Genomic DNA, 1547 nt, shown 5'->3' with positions numbered 1-1547 from the left:
AGCAGAGTTTTTGAAATGTAAGGCCTTTGAATAAGACAAAAGGCTGCCTCATCGCTAACTTTGCAACAGTGCCTTCTGAAACGAAATTACAGATTACGGTTAAAATATAAAAAAAAGCCACCAATCCTGCCGGATACGGTGGCTTAAATACAGAATTAATTAATTTATTTCAGTATGTTATCACACATCAGCTGAAGTGTATTGATAAACCTTGCTGCATGAAAACCATCACAGACTGCATGATGAACCTGTACAGAAACAGGTAATAGTACGCGGTCACCTTCCTGCTGAAACTTTGCCATTGTAAAAACCGGGGAAAAATAATCATCATTTCCGGTGATATTCAGATTAAATCCGTCAAAACTCACCCAGGGTAACGATGATATATTCAGGTGATTCTCCGGTAAATTTCCCTGCGGAAACAACCTGGTATCATGCTGATATTCTGCTGTTACCGCGTTATAACCCGCCATAAACTCACTGAGATCCGGAAAATAACGGCAGGACAGTGCGGAGAATGTTTCGGTTTCTTTATGAAAGACAGTAAAGACCGGGTCTGACTGTTCCCAGTAAATCAGTTCATTATCTTTCATTGCCATCCGGAACTCCGGAAACTGATTAACAGCCCGGGAGATCAGGTAAATCATCAGCGGATAAAACTTATAACCGGTTTTCGCCAGTGCAGTACGCAAAGCGGTAATATCGAGTTTGGTGGTCAGGCTGAATCCGCATTTAATCTGCTGACGATAAAGGGCAAAATGTTCCCTGCGATTCCAGGTATTCAGGTCAATCCGGGTAAAATTCATGGTTATTCCTTCTGATTAATAGTGAAAAATATTAATAATCAGAAGGCAGTCTGGTTGTCTCAATGGGTAACATTCCGTCCTCCGTAAGCTGTCTGGTATTCAGTAATAATACCCGATACGGGCTTAATCTGTATTAAGCCCGGTTTTATTTATTCCGGCCACTCATCCGCAAATACATAGCGGATCAGTTCTGCGGATTCACGGGGCGGTGCTCTCAGCACATCCGCCATTAAATCAATTTCCATCTGACAGGTTTGCAGCTTGTCTTCCGCCAGCACATACGGATCATCCGTCAGGAAACTATCGCCGTATTTATCCACCGACCCCTGTATTTGTGCCGAAAATAATGACTGAATTTCATCAGCGGAATAATGCGCAACCGGAGCCCCTTCACCGGCTGAATTCACCAGATCCAGCAACGCTCTGTTACCGATAATAAAGTCACGGTACCCGGCGGAAGCCTTTTTCATATCCGGCGGGCCAGACACTTCCGGATGCAGCACACGAAAGCAGAAGTCACCGGAGGTATCCTGCGCCAGTGCTTTCTGCAAAAATTCCAGCCGCATTTTCCCGTAATTAATCACCGCGTCATCCCCCGCGAGATAAAGCAGTTTTTTAATATTTTCGGTGGCCCACTGTTGCAGGCGCATATAGTACTCTAAACAGGGCACTGTTGCAAATAGTCGGTGGTGATAAACTTATCATCCCCTTTTGCTGATGGAGCTGCACATGAACCCATTC

Annotated in this window: 2 protein-coding genes; both read right to left on the bottom strand. The window is 44.5% G+C overall.

Annotation, left to right across the window (positions count from 1 at the left end; genetic code table 11):
* Nucleotides 1-164 precede the first annotated feature (164 nt).
* The gene (locus K5R89_RS27040) at nt 165-806 is read right to left on the bottom strand and encodes a type A-2 chloramphenicol O-acetyltransferase CatII (protein WP_001011939.1); all 642 of its coding nucleotides are present in this window, start codon (nt 804-806) and stop codon (nt 165-167) included.
* 149 nt (nt 807-955) lie between these two features.
* The gene (locus tag K5R89_RS27035; RefSeq protein WP_001239317.1) at nt 956-1456 is read right to left on the bottom strand and encodes a hypothetical protein; all 501 of its coding nucleotides are present in this window, start codon (nt 1454-1456) and stop codon (nt 956-958) included.
* Nucleotides 1457-1547: the final 91 nt, after the last annotated feature.

The sequence above is a fragment of the Klebsiella sp. TF21-TM genome, assembly GCF_019753495.1.
In the GTDB taxonomy this organism is placed as follows: domain Bacteria; phylum Pseudomonadota; class Gammaproteobacteria; order Enterobacterales; family Enterobacteriaceae; genus Klebsiella; species Klebsiella quasipneumoniae.
This window is presented reverse-complemented; position numbering and strand designations above follow the sequence as displayed.

Excerpts from the sequence above, each read along its gene's own strand:
- K5R89_RS27040 (WP_001011939.1), bottom strand. The coding sequence starts at position 806 with ATGAATTTTACCCGGATTGACCTGAATACCTGGAATCGCAGGGAACAT.
- K5R89_RS27035 (WP_001239317.1), bottom strand. The coding sequence starts at position 1,456 with ATGCGCCTGCAACAGTGGGCCACCGAAAATATTAAAAAACTGCTTTAT.